This window comes from Proteus sp. G2626 (assembly GCF_009915985.1).
GTDB classification, from domain to species: domain Bacteria; phylum Pseudomonadota; class Gammaproteobacteria; order Enterobacterales; family Enterobacteriaceae; genus Proteus; species Proteus vulgaris.
The window spans coordinates 44,170-60,569 of sequence record NZ_JAABNH010000027.1 but is presented as its reverse complement, the minus strand read 5'-3'; the positions used below and the strand labels follow the sequence as shown (position 1 = coordinate 60,569).

Here is a 16,400-nt window from a genome sequence, read left to right as displayed (position 1 = left end):
ATTTGATCCTATTTATTACCTAATTCTTCAACTGCGCCACGTAAAAAGAAGTCTAATGTTTCTTCTACAGTTTGGCGAGTTTCGATACTTGGCTTCCAATCCAATAAACGTTCTGCGTTTTTAATGCTTGGCTTACGGTGTTCAACATCTTGGTAGCCTTTACCGTAATAACTACTACTTTCAATTTTCTTAAAGCCAGCAAATGGAGGAAAATGACCACGTAACTCGTGTTTTTCAAAACAATCTAACAGCATTTCTGCTAACTCACGAATACTTGCTTCGTTCGTTGGATTACCAATATTGATAATTTGACCATCACATTTGCTATCACGGTTTTCAATAATACGGAATAACGCTTCAATACCGTCATTGATATCAGTGAAGCAACGTTTTTGCTCACCACCATCAACCAATTTAATTGGCGAACCTTCAACTAAGTTCAGAATTAATTGTGTAATGGCACGAGAGCTACCAATACGCGCTGAATTTAAGTTATCTAAACGAGGTCCCATCCAGTTAAATGGACGGAATAATGTAAATTTCAGACCTTCTTTAGCACCATAAGCCCAAATAACTCGATCTAATAATTGTTTAGAAACAGAATAAATCCAGCGTTGTTTATTGATAGGGCCAACAATCAGACGTGAATTATCTTCATCAAATTCTTTATCATCACACATACCATAAACTTCTGATGTGGATGGGAAAATAATACGTTTATTATATTTAACACAATAACGTACAATTTTTAAGTTTTCTTCAAAGTCTAATTCGAATACACGTAATGGATTACGGGTATATTCAATCGGTGTTGCAATCGCAACCAATGGCAGAATAACGTCACATTTTTTAATGTGATATTCAATCCACTCAGTATGAATACTCACGTCGCCTTCAATAAAGTGGAAACGTGGGTTACCAATAAAGCGTTCAATCGCAGAAGAACCAATATCCATACCATAGATATCATAGTTACCATCTTTCAATAGACGCTCGGTTAAATGATTTCCAATAAAACCATTCACACCTAAAATCAGCACACGTTTACGACGTTTAACAAGTGCTGTTGCTTTTGGTCCAACGCGAACATCAGTCACAATGCCCATTTCAGTCGCTAAACGGCTTCCTTGAACATAAAGACCATTTTCACTTTGACCTGTTACCACTTCGATAGCACCTTGAGCACATGCAATCACTAAAGGTTCTGTTGATATTACAGTACCAGGACGTTTACCTTGATTATCAGCAACAGTGCGTGAACGCCAGATAACCATTTTACGTTCACCTAAGAAAGTAAATGCGCCTGGATATGGTTCAGTTACAGCTCGCACTAAGTTGTGGACTGTTTTTGCATCCACATTCCAATCAATTAATCCATCATCAGCACTACGACGGCCAAAATATGTTGCTTGGCTTTCATCTTGCGCTGTTGTTGAATAATCACCTGATGCAATGTGTGGTAATGCACTAGACAGTAATTTCTCAGCGGCTTCCCTCACTTTTTCATGCAAAATTAGTGAAGTATCATTTTCTGTAATAGTTACTTTTTCTTGAGAAACAATATCACCCGCATCAGCTTTCGCCGTCATTTTATGCAAAGTAACACCTGTTTCTGTTTCACCATTAATAATTGCCCAATTAATTGGAGCACGGCCACGGTATTTGGGTAATAGCGAGCCATGTAAATTAAATGCGCCTTTAGGTGCCAAATTCAAGATCTCATCACTTAACATGTGACGATAATAGAAAGAAAAAATGACATCAGGTTTCATTTCACGAATACGTTCAATCCACAATGGGTGATTGACATTTTCAGGCGCAAATACTGTCAATCCCATTTCTGCGCTCACACGAGCAACAGATGAGAAGAAATGATTTTCGTTTGGATCGTCAGTGTGGGTAAATACCGCTTGAATATCATAACCTGCTTTTTCAAGTGCTTTTAAACCAACACAGCCAATATCGTGATAGGCAAATACTATTGCTTTCATTAGTCTTTTTCCTGATCTTCGTTGGGTTTATTAACACCAACCACTTTTTGGATAAAATACCGAGGACGCGCTCTTACATCATTATAAATCCGGCCTATATATTCACCTAATAAGCCCATTGCAACGAACTGCGCACCGATAAACATAAATAAGATTGCGAAAAGTGTGAATACACCTTCAGCTGCCCACATCGCACCGAAAATAATACGTAAAACAATTAAAAGTAACGCTAAAACAAAGCCAGAAACAGCGATTACACTGCCGACAATGCTTAATAAGCGTAATGGTGCCGTAGTAAGACAAGTTAAGAGGTCGTACATCAGATTAATTAGCTTTAGAAAGCTATATTTGGAATCGCCATATTCACGCTCTGCGTGTGCGACATCAATCTCAATAGTACGACGAGCGAACGTGTTCGCAAGAATAGGTATAAAGGTACTTCTTTCGTGACACTGTAACATCGCTTCAACAATATGGCGACGATATGCACGTAGCATACATCCATAATCCCCCATAGAACGACCTGTTGCCTTGGTTATCATGGAGTTAATCATTTTTGACGCTGTTTTACGAAACCATGAATCTTGACGGTTACGACGACGAGTCCCTACAACATCATAGCCCTCTTCAGCTGTTGTAACGAGTCTTGGGATTTCTTCAGGTGGATTTTGCAAATCAGCGTCAAGTGTAATGACTAAGTCGCCATCAGCTTGATTAAAACCCGCCATAATTGCAGAGTGTTGACCATAGTTACGATTTAAAATAATCGCAATAACATGATTTTCTTCAATAGCGGCAGCTTCTTCTAACATTTTTGCTGAATTATCACTGCTACCATCATCAACAAGGATCAGTTCATATTCTTGTTCTAATTGTTTACAGCTTTTTATAGTACGCTCTAAAAGCTGAGGAAGGCTCTCTTCTTCGTTATAAACCGGAATTACAACCGATACTTTTTTGATTTTATCAAATGTTGACACTTAGATATGCTCCGAAAGAATTTCATTGATCGCATCTACAACGCGAATAACATCATCATTACTCATATCAGGAAACAATGGCAGCGAGCATAACGTTGCAGAGTTCCACTCTGATTGAGGAAGGGATAAAGCGGGATAGCGCTCACGATAATATTTTTGTGTATGCGCCGCGCGGAAATGAAGCCCTGTGCCAATGTCCTTTTGCTTCAGTTTTTCCATAAAGGTATCTCGATCGATACCACAGATACTCTTATCTACTCTCACCATAAATAGGTGATTTGCATGCAAGTGAGGATATTCAGGAATACTCAACATCTCTAAGGGTGAGTCTTTTAATTTTTCACGATACAGTGTCACTAACTCAGCTCGTTTCGCATTCATTTCCTCTAAACGCCTTAATTGCACCACAGCAATGGCGGCATGAATATCAGATAAATTATATTTATAGCCGGGTTCAACAACTTCTGCTTGAGGTTTTCGTCCTTGAATTTGTCTGTCAAAAGCATCGACACCTAAGCCATGAAATTTTAAGCAACGTACTCGATTGGCTAATTCGTCATTATCAGTAACAACCAACCCACCTTCAGCACACGTGACGTTTTTAATAGCGTGAAAAGAGAAAATAGAGGTTCCTTTTTCACCAATCCATTCATTTTTATAGCGAGTGCCAATCGCATGTGCTGCATCTTCAATAAGAGGAATTCCAGCATCTTGGGCAACTTTTCGTAACGCATCAAGATCGCATGGCGCACCTGCATAATGAACAGGAATGATTGCCTTAGTTCTAGGGGTTATTGCTTTTTTGACGTCTTCTGCATTTACCATCAAGGTATCACGGTCAACATCAATCATTACAGGCTTTGCACCTAGCAACGTAATGATGTTCATGGTTGACACCCATGTTTGTGATGGTGTGATGACTTCATCACCTGCGCCAATTCCCATAGCCATTAAAACAACATGCATACCCGCAGTGGCAGAGCAAATTGCAATCGCATGTTTGCTTCCGAATTTTTCACAAAAATCTTGCTCTAATTGATAGTTCTGAGGGCCTGTTGTGATCCAACCTGAACGCAATACGTCCTCAACGGCTTTGATTTCTTCATCGCCAATCGCAGGGCGAGAGAAAGGAAGGAAATGACTCATAAAAAATGTAGCCTAATTAATGAATGAATAAAAGACAATTATATACAAACTATTGCTCACCGACATCCGTCTTATTAAGAAAATATTAAAAAAACCTTAATAATTACTTTGGGATAAGCTTCACAATAGTCATAATATTAAAAAACCCGCCAATCAATATGATCAACATCATTGATGCATTTGATATTTGTATTAAATGTAGTTGATAATAACTTTTCGTCCAATAAGAGTGCAGATGCTCCAGAATTAACCAAATATCCATTTTTTATGAGCCAAACTCTGTCTGCTTTTTGATAAGAATGATTCAAATTATGTGTGCTCATAATAACGGCACCACCTTGTTGACAAAAAAGATCAAGCCATTTGTCCAAAATCGCCAACTGTACGACATCTAAATTATTCGTAGGTTCATCAAGTAACATTAACTTTCCTTTTAAATCATAACTTGACCATAATTGAATAAATGCGCCAGCGATCCTGATCCGTTGCCATTCTCCTCCGGACAAATGATGAATATTTTTTGACAATAATTTATTAATTTGAAAATCGTTCAACAATACATTTAATTGCCCAACGTCCATTTCCGATACTTTATGATATAAAGCAAGATAATGAAAAACAGGCATAAACGATAAAGCTTCTAATTGTTGTATAACAATGCTTTGCATTCTAGAAAGATCATCATATTTATAATGTCTTATTGAAGTTTCGTTTAGAATAATTCCACCGTTAAACGAAACCGCTCCCGCTATCGCCATTAAAAGTGTGCTTTTTCCAGCACCATTCGCACCAATTAAGTGGATACGTTCACCATAATCCACAAACTCTGTAAATGAGTGAAGTCGATCACCAACACTCAAATTATCAAGCTTCAATAGTGCCATATTACAAACGTCCCATTTCTTTCGTTACTAATAACCAGACAAACAAAGGTGCCCCGAGTGTTGCCGTAATCACACCTATTGGAACTTCAGCACCATTTAGCATTAAGCGAGATAAGAGATCGGCAAACAATAGCAATCCACTCCCCGCAAGTGCACACGCGGGTAACAGTGTTTTATAATGAGTGATGCCACTCAATCTCAATAGATGAGGCACAACTAGCCCTATAAAGCTGATAGCACCTGCTATAGCCACACTTAGTCCAATCAATAATCCAACCGCTAAAATAAACCCATTCCGCCATCGATTAACGGATACACCTAATTGTTTAGCTCTAAACGAACCTAACGATAAATAATTAAGCGTATCTGCGTGTAAAATAAGGATCACAACTATCGGAATAAGAGCACTAAATAGCACTTGGTAACGCCAATCAATACCACTAAAGCTCCCCATCAACCAATACATTAATTGTCGCAAGTCTAAAGCTGAACTGAAATAAACCAACCAAGTCATTACTGCACTCGCCATAACGCCCAATGCCACACCAATTAATAGTAACTGAGCATTAGACAGTTTTTTTATTTGAGCAAAACACATTAATAAAATGGTCATACCTAACGCACCGAATATTGCCGCACAGCTTATTAACCAAGGATTTGAACCGACGTGTAAAACAATCAGCAAGACAATACACACACCAGCCCCACTACTTACACCTAATAATCCTGGCTCTGCCAATGGGTTTTGAAATAAAGCCTGCATAATAGCACCCGCAATCGCTAAGCTTGCACCGACCATCATGACAGCCAGTATTCTTGGTAGTCGAATTTGCCAAACAAATAATTTAGCTTCATCTGTTAACCACTGATGTGGAAATAAGGAAACTTCACCGAGAGAAAGAGAAAAAACAAAAAGGAGACATAATATTGATGCCATCAAAAATAATTTTTTTCTGTCACTAGTACTTTGTTTTTTTTTAAGTTCAATAAGAGGATTATCTTTACTCATTTTATTCCCTATCATCACTACCATTTTTTTCATCGTTTTATTTACAAAATACTTTTAATGCAACATAACATGTTCGTATTCAATGATGAAAAGCTAATTTTAAAACATCTTAATTGGAGGCGAATAATGATTAGAAGATATGTCTGTTATCACAATATTTATATAAATGATAAACAATAAGAAACGAAGGTATCAAAAAATTCTCAATCTAATTACAAACTATCTATTCAGATAATATTGATAAATAAAACACCTTCTAAATTAGAAGTCTCATAATAAAACTACAGATGAAAAACAAAAAAAACGGCCTTCAATAGAAAGCCGTTTTGGGTGTTTTTAATTTTTACTCTTTTGGTGTTGCGCTCTCGACCCGGCTTTTTAACTTTTGTCCAGGACGGAAAGTAACAACACGGCGAGCCGTAATAGGAATGTCTTCCCCTGTTTTCGGATTACGACCTGGACGCTGATTTTTATCACGCAGGTCAAAGTTTCCGAATCCAGACAGCTTCACCTGTTCTCCATTTTCAAGAGAACGACGCACTTCCTCAAAAAAGGCTTCTACAAGGTCTTTTGCATCGCGTTTGCTAACACCAAGTTTTTCAAACAGATTTTCTGCCATTTCAGCTTTTGTAAGCGCCATAGGTCTAGTCCCTCAAGGATGCTTGGAATCGCTGTTTCAATGCTGCGACACAGCTACTCACTGTTGCAGCAATCTCATCTTCTTCCAGTGTATGCTCGATATCCTGCAAGATTATGCTAATAGCGAGGCTTTTATAACCCTCTGCTACTCCCTTACCACAATACACGTCAAATAAGTTTATGCCAACTATTTGATTTCCGCCAACTTTCTTACATTCGGCTAAAACATCTTCTGCAGCAACATCATTCGGAACAACTACAGCGATATCTCTACGATTCGAAGGGTAACGAGAAACTGCTTTTGCTTGTGGTAAACTGCGATTTGCAATTGCATTCCAACGTATTTCGAATACTACCGTACGACCGTTTAAGTCAAGTTTACGTTCAAGCTCTGGATGAACAACGCCAATACAGCCAATGTATTCATTTCTCAGATAAATCCCAGCACTTTGTCCCGGATGAAGTGCTGAATGATTAGCTGCTTTAAATGTAATTTCATCTAGCTGGCCTGTCAATTCCAGAATTGATTCAATATTACCTTTCAAATCAAAGAAATCAACAGTTTGCTTCTCTAAAGTCCAATGTTCTTCATAACGGTTGCCCGCGATCACACCAGCCAACATAAGTTCCTGACGTATTCCGTATTCTGCTTGATTATCAGGAACAAAACGCAGACCTGCTTCAAATAACCTAACTCTAGATTGTTGACGGTTTTGATTGTATACAGTAGTGGTCAATAATCCCGTCAGTAGAGACAGTCTCATTGCTGACATATCAGCTGAAATTGGATTAGGTAGAATTAATGCTTCTTCATCTGGGTGTAATAAAGCCTGGATTTTCGGATCAACAAAGCTATAAGTAATGGCCTCTTGGAAACCGTTGTCTACTAGCATTGTTTTCACACGTTTTAATGACAAGTTAGCTTCACGATGATTCGTCATCACTAAATCAGCACGTAATGGCACATCAGGAATATTATTGTAACCATAAATACGTGCGACTTCTTCAATAAGGTCTTCTTCGATTTGAACATCGAAACGCCATGAAGGAACGCTTGTTAACCAACCATCATTTTCAACAGTAACGGTGAAACCTAAGCGAGTTAATGAATCAAGAACTTGTGCGTCATCAATCACGTGGCCTAATAAACGGTCTAATTTTTTACGTGTTAATTTAACCGGTGCAATATTTGGCAAATGTGCTTTATTGGTTACATCAATCACTTCACCCACTTCACCACCGCAAATTTCTAACAGTAGCTTAGTTGCACGTTCCATTGCCTTGTATTGGAGCTCAGAATCAACACCACGTTCAAAACGATGAGAAGCATCCGTATGTAAACCATAACGGCGTGCACGGCCTGTGATGGATAATGGAGAGAAGAATGCACACTCTAAAAATACATTCTTGGTTTCTTCGTTAACACCTGATGATTCGCCACCAAAAATACCCGCCATACCTAATGCGTGTTTCTCATCAGCAATAACTAAAACATCATCTTTTAATGTAATTTCATTGCCATCAAGTAAAGTTAGTTTTTCACCATCTTTACCCATACGAACAACGACAGCACCCTCAACGCGATCAAGATCGAACGCATGTAACGGTTGTCCCATTTCAAGTAAGATAAAATTTGTAATATCAACAATTGGGTCAATAGAACGAATGCCACCACGGCGCAATTTTTCTTGCATCCATAAAGGTGTTTTTGCCTTCACATTCATATTAGTGAAAACACGACCTAAATATCGAGGACACGCTTCTGGTGCTTCAACACGAACAGGGAATGTCGCTGAAGAAGTTGCCGCAATCGGCGACATATCAGGTACTTGGCACTCCATTTTATTGATAACAGCGATATCACGAGCAACACCTAAAATACCTAAACAATCAGCACGGTTTGGTGTAATACTAATTTCAATCGCATTATCATTTAATTTTAAGTATTCACGAATATCCATGCCAATAGGGGCATCGGCAGGCAATTCAATAATACCTTCATGATTTTCTGAAATAGCTAATTCAGAAAATGAACACAGCATACCTTCTGATGGTTCACCACGCAGTTTAGCTGCTTTGATTTTAAAATCGCCAGGTAATACAGCACCTACAGTCGCTACGGCAACTTTTAAACCTAAGCGACAGTTAGGTGCGCCACAAACGATATCTAATAATCTATCACCACCTACGTTGACTTTTGTCACACGTAATTTGTCAGCGTTTGGATGTTGTCCACATTCAACAACTTCACCAACAAATACACCGTGAAAATCACCGGCAACGGCTTCAACACCATCAACTTCAAGACCAGCCATTGTCAACTGTTCTGAAAGTTCTTCGCTACTAATCGCTGGGTTTACCCACTCACGTAACCAAAGTTCACTGAATTTCATGAGATAATCCCACCTTATTTAAACTGTTTGAGGAAACGAAGATCGTTTTCGAAGAATGAACGTAAATCGGTGACGCCGTAACGTAACATAGTTAGACGTTCCATACCCATACCGAACGCAAAACCGGAATAGACTTCAGGATCGATACCTACATTACGTAATACGTTCGGATGCACCATACCGCAACCCAGTACTTCTAACCATTTACCATTCTTACCCATTACATCCACTTCCGCTGAAGGTTCTGTGAATGGAAAATAGGAAGGTCGGAAACGAATTTCCATATCTTCTTCAAAAAAGTTTTTCAAGAAATCGTGCAATGTTCCTTTTAAATTAGTAAAGCTGATGTCTTTATCAACAATTAAGCCTTCAATCTGATGGAACATTGGTGTGTGAGTCTGGTCGTAGTCATTACGATATACACGGCCTGGCGCAATAATTCGAATAGGAGGCTGTTTATCCTGCATAGTACGGATTTGTACACCCGATGTTTGTGTACGCAGTAAACGTTTCGCATCAAACCAGAAAGTATCGTGATCAGCCCTTGCAGGGTGATGAGCAGGAATATTCAACGCATCAAAATTATGATAATCATCTTCAATTTCAGGGCCTGACTCTACAGAAAACCCTAATTCGCCAAAGAAAGTTTCAATACGTTCAATTGTACGAGTTACTGGGTGTAGACCACCATTTTCAATACGGCGCCCAGGTAAAGAAACATCGATTTTTTCAGCAGATAAACGTTCGTTTAATAATGCTGATTCTAGATATTCTTTACGGGAGTTCAGTGCTTGCTGAACTTCTTGTTTAGCCTGATTAATGACAGCCCCTGCAGCTGGACGATCTTCCGCGGGTAAGTCGCGCAGCGTGGACATCTGAAGCGTTAAATGACCTTTTTTCCCCAAGTATTCAACACGAACCGAATCCAGCGCAGCAACATCCTGTGCCTCTTCGATAGCTGCTTTAGCTTGAGCAACGAGTTCAGCGAGATGTGGCATCGTTTCCTCTTCCTTTGACCTGATGAGGTCTATTAGTTGTTATCAATGATGACGAATAAAATTGCCCTTTTTGGTTTCTAACCCAGTGTTGAGATCTGAAAACAAAAAAGCCTCCATATTGGAGGCTCAGGCGCTACTTTTCGTTTCTTTTCTTACGCGCAAAAGCCCCTTAATTTAGGCGCTAAAGTAAAAAAAGAAACGGAAAAAAGCGATATTTAACATAAGTAATGTCTCTTCAAATATTAACTTATTGAATTTCTATCATTAAGCCACAAATTTAGACAAAATAAAAGAGGGAGAAAACTCCCTCTTCCATTGACTTAATAATTAAGCCAGAGCACCTTTCGCTTTTTCAACTAAAGCAGCAAAAGCTACTTTGTCGAATACAGCGATATCAGCCAGGATCTTACGGTCGATTTCAATGGATGCTTTTTTCAGACCATTGATGAAACGGCTATAAGACATGCCGTTCTGACGAGCTGCTGCGTTGATACGCGCAATCCACAGCTGACGGAACTGACGTTTTTTCTGACGACGGTCACGGTACGCATATTGACCAGCTTTGATAACAGCCTGGAAAGCTACACGATAGACACGTGAACGTGCACCGTAATAACCTTTAGCTTGCTTTAAAATCTTCTTGTGACGAGCACGGGCAACAACGCCGCGTTTAGCACGAGCCATATTAAACTCCTAAATGTCTATATTCTGTTAAAAAAGTAATACTTATGCGTATGGTAAGCAAGCTACGACCAGACCTAAATCTCCTTTAGAGACCATGCCTTTTGGACGTAAATGACGTTTACGCTTAGTTGATTTTTTAGTCAGAATGTGACGGAGGTTAGCATGTTTGCGCTTGAAGCCACCACCAGCAGTTTTTTTAAAGCGCTTAGCTGCGCCGCGTACTGTTTTAATCTTTGGCATTTCTATAATCCACTTCGCATTGTTAATAACATAAAATAATAAGGCGAATAGCAATCAGCCGTTAAGGCTGACGCTATTACTTGAATTGCCTGACTATTTCTTCTTCGGCGCTAACACCATGATCATCTGGCGCCCTTCAATCTTATTAGGGAAAGATTCAACAGCTGCCAGTTCATCCAAATCTTCACGGATACGGTTAAGCATTTCCATACCGATTTGTTGGTGTGCCATTTCACGACCACGGAAACGTAGCGTGACTTTAGCTTTATCGCCATCTTCAAGAAAACGAATCAGGTTGCGTAGTTTGACCTGATAGTCGCCTTCATCTGTACCAGGACGGAATTTAACTTCCTTGACCTGAATAACTTTTTGTTTCTTTTTCTGTTCTTTGAGAGTCTTACTTTTCTCATAGAGGAATTTGCCGTAGTCCATAATACGACAAACTGGCGACTCGGCATTAGGACTAATTTCAACTAAATCAGCACCTGCTTCCTCGGCTTTCTCAAGAGCCTCTTTCAGACTAACAACTCCAATCTGTTCGCCATCCAAACCTGTTAAACGAACTTCATGAGCGCGAATCTCACCATTGATGCGATTCTGACGCGTTGATTGAATTCTTTTTCCGCCTTTAATACCTTATTCCTCCAACTGATGAAGACTTCTGCTTCTAATTTCTTGCAGAAGCTTTTCTTTAAATTCGTTAACGTCAATACTGCCAAGGTCTTTTCCTCGACGAGTACGAACCGCAACTTTGCCTGATTCAACTTCTTTATCACCACAGACAAGCATGTACGGAACACGACGTAGAGTATGTTCACGAATTTTAAAGCCAATCTTCTCATTTCTCAAGTCTGCTTTTGCACGAATTCCGGCATCTTGCAATTCTTTGACGAGTTTTTGTACATAATCAGCCTGTCCATCCGTGATATTCATCACGACAACCTGCTGTGGTGCCAACCAAGTTGGGAAGAATCCTGCGTATTCTTCGGTCAGAATACCAATAAAACGTTCTAAGGATCCTAGCACTGCTCGGTGAAGCATAACAGGTACTTTACGCTCGTTGTTTTCAGCGACATAAGAAGCGCCTAAACGACCTGGTAGTGAGAAGTCTAATTGTACTGTACCACACTGCCATGCACGATCTAAGCAATCGTAAAGTGTAAATTCAATTTTAGGGCCATAAAACGCCCCTTCACCTGGCTGATATTCAAATTCAATATTGTTATCAGACAAGGCTTTTGCTAAGTCTGCTTCAGCAACATCCCATAACGCATCTTCACCGATACGTTTTTCTGGGCGAGTAGACAGCTTAACAACGATTTTTTCAAATCCGAAAGTAGAATATACATCATAAATCAATTTGATGCAGTCATTTACTTCACTTAAAATTTGTTCTTCTGTACAGAAGATATGCGCATCATCTTGTGTAAAGCCACGAACACGCATTAAACCATGTAATGCGCCAGATGGTTCATTACGATGGCAACTACCGAATTCAGCCATACGTAATGGCAAATCACGGTAAGAACGTAAGCCTTGTTTAAATATTTGTACGTGCCCTGGACAGTTCATTGGTTTAATACAATATTCACGGTTTTCTGAAGATGTTGTGAACATGTTTTCTTTGTAGTTTTCCCAGTGACCTGTTTTCTCCCAAAGAACACGATCCATCATAAATGGACCTTTTACTTCTTGGTAATCATATTCTTTTAATTTACAACGTACAAATGTTTCTAACTCACGAAAAATAGTCCAACCATCATTATGCCAGAAAGCCATACCTGGCGCTTCTTCTTGCATATGATATAAATCAAGCTGTTTACCAATTTTGCGATGGTCACGTTTTGCGGCTTCTTCTAAGCGATTTAAGTAAGCTTTTAGCTGTTTTTTATCAGCCCAAGCTGTACCATAAATGCGTTGTAGCATTTTATTATCGCTGTTACCGCGCCAATATGCACCTGCAATTTTCTGTAACTTAAAGTTATGACAGAAACGCATGTTTGGAACATGTGGCCCACGACACATATCAACATATTCTTGATGATGATAAAGACCAGGTTGTGAATCTTGACTGATATTTTCATCAAGAATAGCAACTTTATAATCTTCACCACGGGAAACAAATGTTTCACGAGCTTCAGCCCAGCTTACGCGTTTTTTAATAACATCGTAATCTGTTTTCGCCAACTCTAGCATACGTTTTTCTAGAGTTTCTAAATCTTCCTGCGTGAGAGAATGGTCTAAATCGACATCATAGTAAAAACCATTTTCGATAACAGGACCAATCGCCATTTTGGTTTGTGGCCATAATTGTTTAATGGCATGCCCTAATAAGTGAGCACAAGAGTGACGAATAATGTCAAGACCTTCATCATCTTTTGCGGTAATAATCGCCAGATTTGAATCATGTTCGATCAATTCACAAGCATCTACCAGTTCACCATTTATACGGCCTGCAATACATGCTTTCGCAAGTCCAGGGCCGATATCTGCAGCAACATCCATGACAGAAACTGCATTTTCAAATTGACGTTGGCTTCCATCAGGAAGAGTAATAATTGGCATTTAAAATCCTTATTTACAGTGGTGACCCATACGCAAGATCACTTGTAAGCTTTTTATTTCATCTATATTCAGTACGTTACGACAATTTCTCACTTTACCTCGCGAGGTTTGTACTCAGTTATGTACACAATATTAATTTATCAATATCCATCACATTACTGGGTCTTATCGCAACTCGGAGTGAATATTATCACAGACAGTAAAGATTTATAGCTTTATCTCATAGGTAATTCTCATGTTGTATTCTTAATACACAGAGACAGATAGAATTTTTTATTTAATTTGTCTACCATAATAAACAAGCGGAAACCGTGGCTTTAAAAATAATATTCTCTGGGGCGGACCAGTACCTTCATTGTTAATATAAAGGTGTATAACGTGTTTTATCTGAAGCCCCGTTCTCGTAAATTAATTTATGCCATTACCTTTGAAACTTTCGCTATTTTATTAAGTAGTGTTTTACTTGCCTTTTTAAGTCAAAGTCAATCACATAGCTCACTGCCCGTTGCGATTACAGTTTCTGTTATCGCACTCATTTGGAATTATATTTTTAATTCTTTTTTTGAATTTATTGAGTTTAAATTTCACATTGAAAAACGCACTGTCATAATACGCCTTACTCATGCAGTCAGTTTTGAATTAGGTCTCTTCTTCTTTACTATTCCACTTTATATGTGGTGGTATAATGTAAGCTTCACCAAAGCAATCAGTATGGAATTTACCATATTAGTGTTCTTTTTTATCTACACCTATTTATTTACTCTGGTTTTCGATAAATTATGTCCTCGAATTTATTCCACTGAAAATAAAGTGATGTAATGGCTCAGCGTTGTCGGTACTCTGTAGGGCTTTTATTATAATATTGTCGAAATACTTGGCTAAATGCAGAATGCGAATCATACCCTACAGCTAAAGCAATACTTTCAATATTTGTTGCTGTATATTTTAATAATTCAGCAGCTTTGCTAAGGCGATACTGAGTTACATATTGCATCACAGATATACCTAACTCTGCTTTTATTTTGCGTTGCAAGGTGCTTGCTGATGTATTAAATGCCAACGCAATATCATGTGTTGTTAATGGTGTATGTAATTTATTCGCTAGCCACGCATCAAGATTATCACGCCAATTTTTTTGTATCTCCATTTGAGCCAGCAAAAGTCGAGTGATGGTTGAATACTGCTCAGGAGGTTGAGGATATTGATGCAACCACTCTAATAACCCTATGGTCGCGGGTGATAAAGTAAATTGCCCACCTTTCTCAGTTAGTTGCCATTGCGAAGTTGCAGGTAGTTCTAAAATAAGATTTTTATTATCTATATTACCTGAAAAAGCATGATGAATTGTTGGGGGGATAATAAGGCAATTTTGACTAGAGATCAGAAAATCTTCTCGATTGAAATTAACTTCCATCGAACCAGAAAGCCCAAAGATAATTTGCCATAAATTATCATGCTGATGAGATGCTGTCTCTTGCGCATAACATCGCAAATGCAGTTGAGGTAATAACAAAAGACACTCCTTTATATCCATCCCGCAATTTAATAATTACTATAACAAAACTCAGCAGGACATCACTATCTAAGAGTGTCTTATCTTGAAACTAACTTATGCTAAACGTGAGCCATTAGGTAAAGGCAAATTAAATTCGGCTAAGACTATAGCCCCCGTTTCATCAGGTGCTCCGGTAATTAAAACCTCAGATTTTACACCTGCTATACGTTTAACTGGAAAATTACATACACATAAAATACGACGTCCAACAAGTTCTTCTGGTGTATAATTTACAGTAATTTGAGCACTAGAACGCTTTATGCCAAACTCACCTAAATCAACGTCCATAACATATGCTGGTTTGTTAGCTTTTTTATTTACTTCAGCACTAATAATAGTTCCAACTCTCATTTCTACTCGTAAAAAATCATCCCACTCAATTAAATCAGCCATCTTCTTACCAATATTATTTACTATTTGATTATCATTGAATTATAGATTAGCACGCATACTCACAACTCACCTGTCGCAAGATAGTCATTTTCTGTTTTGAAAAAATCACAGCTTTGACAAAGGACACCCTTTTCTGATTACTCCGAGTTTTCACTATTTTCACTCATGACATTAAATTGCAATATCAATTCGTAAATTTGTTATGTATAAAAAGTATTATTTAGAAAACAGTTTTGATTATTCTATTAATAGTAGCTGGGACATTTTATTATGAAAAAAATCACTGAATGGGTCACTCTTGAAGGAAAGTTAGTCCGCTTAGATCCTTTAAGCATGGATCACTACTCAGATTTACTTGAGCTTATTAAAAAAGATAAACCTAATGAGCTTTGGTATACCACAGTACCATCGCCTAGTGCATTACAGCAAGATATTGACCATAAAATTCAACTACAAAAAAAAGGATTAATGTTACCTTTTACAATTATTTCGAAAATAACTGGCCGAGTTGTTGGTGTAACAACCTTTATGAATATTGATAATCAAACACCACGATTAGAAATCGGTTCAACATGGTACGCAAAAGAAGTTCAAAGAACAGGGACTAATACAGAGGCAAAATATTTACTTCTTAGATATGCACTCGAAGATTTACAGTGTATTGCTGTTGAATTTCGTACACACAGATTAAATCAAATAAGTCGAAAAGCAATTGAACGTCTCGGAGCTAAACTTGATGGTATTTTACGCAATCATCGTTTAACCACCAATGGGCAAAAAAGAGATACCTGTGTGTATAGCATAACAGACTATGACTGGCCTTCAGTAAAGACACACTTAGAGTGGTTAATGAAAAAATACTCGTAAATACTAATAATATTATTAGGAAAGTAACTATTAAGAAGTTTAATTTGTTATCATAA

General features: G+C 38.3%; 16 protein-coding genes and 1 other annotated feature. Of the genes, 2 read left to right on the top strand and 14 right to left on the bottom strand.

The window, feature by feature from the left end:
* Positions 1-8: 8 nt before the first annotated feature.
* From arnA to thrS, 12 genes are all read right to left on the bottom strand, one after another.
* A complete protein-coding gene (arnA, locus tag GWJ05_RS12795; RefSeq protein WP_036937379.1) occupies positions 9-1,991 on the bottom strand; it encodes a bifunctional UDP-4-amino-4-deoxy-L-arabinose formyltransferase/UDP-glucuronic acid oxidase ArnA in 1,983 nt (660 codons plus the stop codon).
* Positions 1,991-2,971, bottom strand: a complete 981-nt coding sequence (arnC, locus tag GWJ05_RS12790) for an undecaprenyl-phosphate 4-deoxy-4-formamido-L-arabinose transferase (protein ID WP_087802542.1) — start codon at positions 2,969-2,971, stop codon at positions 1,991-1,993. The genes arnA and arnC overlap by 1 nt, the downstream gene beginning before the upstream one ends.
* The gene (arnB, locus tag GWJ05_RS12785; protein WP_036937385.1) at positions 2,972-4,117 is read right to left on the bottom strand and encodes a UDP-4-amino-4-deoxy-L-arabinose aminotransferase; all 1,146 of its coding nucleotides are present in this window, start codon (positions 4,115-4,117) and stop codon (positions 2,972-2,974) included.
* A 137-nt stretch (positions 4,118-4,254) separates the two neighbouring features.
* Entirely contained in the window at positions 4,255-5,001 is a 747-nt protein-coding gene (locus GWJ05_RS12780; protein WP_036937389.1) for a vitamin B12 ABC transporter ATP-binding protein BtuD, read from the bottom strand.
* Between the two features lies 1 nt (position 5,002).
* Positions 5,003-6,010, bottom strand: coding sequence for a vitamin B12 ABC transporter permease BtuC (btuC, locus tag GWJ05_RS12775; RefSeq protein WP_373364686.1), 1,008 nt, complete (start codon positions 6,008-6,010; stop codon positions 5,003-5,005).
* A 343-nt stretch (positions 6,011-6,353) separates the two neighbouring features.
* Entirely contained in the window at positions 6,354-6,650 is a 297-nt protein-coding gene (gene ihfA, locus GWJ05_RS12770; RefSeq protein ID WP_036937394.1) for an integration host factor subunit alpha, read from the bottom strand.
* A gap of 4 nt (positions 6,651-6,654) precedes the next feature.
* Positions 6,655-9,042, bottom strand: a complete 2,388-nt coding sequence (gene pheT, locus GWJ05_RS12765; RefSeq protein WP_087802545.1) for a phenylalanine--tRNA ligase subunit beta — start codon at positions 9,040-9,042, stop codon at positions 6,655-6,657.
* A gap of 14 nt (positions 9,043-9,056) precedes the next feature.
* Complete coding sequence (gene pheS / locus GWJ05_RS12760) at positions 9,057-10,040, bottom strand: phenylalanine--tRNA ligase subunit alpha (RefSeq protein ID WP_036937404.1); 984 nt, start codon at positions 10,038-10,040, stop codon at positions 9,057-9,059.
* Positions 10,041-10,140: 100 nt separating this feature from the next.
* Positions 10,141-10,263, bottom strand: a sequence feature (Phe leader region).
* A 104-nt stretch (positions 10,264-10,367) separates the two neighbouring features.
* On the bottom strand, positions 10,368-10,724 hold the full coding sequence (rplT, locus tag GWJ05_RS12755) for a 50S ribosomal protein L20 (RefSeq protein ID WP_036937406.1): 357 nt from the start codon (positions 10,722-10,724) through the stop codon (positions 10,368-10,370).
* 42 nt (positions 10,725-10,766) lie between these two features.
* Positions 10,767-10,964 (bottom strand): 50S ribosomal protein L35, encoded by a 198-nt coding sequence (gene rpmI / locus GWJ05_RS12750; protein WP_004263702.1) that lies wholly within the window; start codon positions 10,962-10,964, stop codon positions 10,767-10,769.
* A gap of 93 nt (positions 10,965-11,057) precedes the next feature.
* Positions 11,058-11,597, bottom strand: a complete 540-nt coding sequence (gene infC, locus GWJ05_RS12745; RefSeq protein WP_161681500.1) for a translation initiation factor IF-3 — start codon at positions 11,595-11,597, stop codon at positions 11,058-11,060.
* A 3-nt stretch (positions 11,598-11,600) separates the two neighbouring features.
* On the bottom strand, positions 11,601-13,529 hold the full coding sequence (gene thrS / locus GWJ05_RS12740; protein WP_036937413.1) for a threonine--tRNA ligase: 1,929 nt from the start codon (positions 13,527-13,529) through the stop codon (positions 11,601-11,603).
* Positions 13,530-13,907: 378 nt separating this feature from the next.
* On the opposite strand from thrS, the gene GWJ05_RS12735 reads away from it, so the two are divergent.
* Entirely contained in the window at positions 13,908-14,348 is a 441-nt protein-coding gene (locus GWJ05_RS12735; RefSeq protein WP_036937416.1) for a PACE efflux transporter, read from the top strand.
* A gap of 4 nt (positions 14,349-14,352) precedes the next feature.
* On the opposite strand, the gene GWJ05_RS12730 is transcribed toward GWJ05_RS12735, so the two are convergent.
* Together GWJ05_RS12730 and GWJ05_RS12725 are read right to left on the bottom strand one after the other, a co-directional pair.
* Positions 14,353-15,042 carry an AraC family transcriptional regulator gene (locus tag GWJ05_RS12730; protein ID WP_036937421.1) on the bottom strand — a complete coding sequence of 230 codons (690 nt, stop codon included), beginning with the start codon at positions 15,040-15,042 and terminating at the stop codon, positions 14,353-14,355.
* Positions 15,043-15,138: 96 nt separating this feature from the next.
* Positions 15,139-15,477, bottom strand: a complete 339-nt coding sequence (locus tag GWJ05_RS12725; protein ID WP_036937424.1) for a tRNA-binding protein — start codon at positions 15,475-15,477, stop codon at positions 15,139-15,141.
* A gap of 270 nt (positions 15,478-15,747) precedes the next feature.
* On the opposite strand from GWJ05_RS12725, the gene GWJ05_RS12720 reads away from it, so the two are divergent.
* Positions 15,748-16,344: a GNAT family N-acetyltransferase gene (locus GWJ05_RS12720; RefSeq protein ID WP_036937427.1), complete on the top strand. Its 597-nt coding sequence runs from the start codon at positions 15,748-15,750 to the stop codon at positions 16,342-16,344.
* Positions 16,345-16,400: the final 56 nt, after the last annotated feature.